The 648-nt window shown below is 64.5% G+C and carries 1 protein-coding gene; it reads right to left on the bottom strand.

What is annotated here, in order from left to right:
* The coding region (locus tag DMH08_RS39765) for an alpha-amylase family glycosyl hydrolase (RefSeq protein WP_267898605.1) at positions 1 to 648 on the bottom strand (648 nt) is incomplete at both ends.

Genomic DNA, 648 nt, shown 5'->3' with positions numbered 1-648 from the left:
TGGCTTTCATGCGCGGGTCTTTGGCGTATTCGGCGTACATGTAGTCGCGCTCTTCGTCGGTGACCATCTCGAGCGTCAGCTCGTCGTGGTTGCGCAGGAAGATGCCCCACTGGCAGTTCTCGGGGATTTTCGGGGTTTGCGCCATGATCTCCGAAATCGGATACCGCTGCTCCCGCCGGACGGCCATGAAGATGCGCGGCATGACGGGAAAGTGGAACGCCATATGGCACTCGTCGCCCCCGGTGACGGGGTCGCCGAAGTACTCGACGACGTCCGCGGGCCACTGGTTGGCCTCGGCGAGCAGGACCCGGTCGGGGTAGAGCCGGTCGACCTCGGCGCGGACGCGCTTGAGGTACGCGTGCGTCTCGGGGAGGTTCTCGCAGTTGGTGCCCTCGCGGGCGTAGAGGTAGGGGACGGCGTCGAGGCGGAAGCCGTCGATGCCGAGGTCGAGCCAGAAGCGGAGGTTCTCCAGCATCGCGTCCTGGACGTCCGGGTTGTCGTAGTTCAGGTCGGGCTGGTGTGAGAAGAACCGGTGCCAGTAGTACTGGCCGCGCACCGGGTCGTAGGTCCAGTTCGACTGCTCGGTGTCGACGAAGATGATGCGGGCGTCCGGGTACTTCTCGTCGTCGTCGTTCCACACGTAGAAGT

The sequence above is a fragment of the Actinomadura sp. WAC 06369 genome, from assembly GCF_003947565.1.
In the GTDB taxonomy this organism is placed as follows: Bacteria; Actinomycetota; Actinomycetes; order Streptosporangiales; family Streptosporangiaceae; genus Spirillospora; species Spirillospora rifamycini.
The sequence above is the reverse complement of the archived record's forward strand: the minus strand, read 5'-3'. Positions and strand labels throughout refer to the sequence as shown.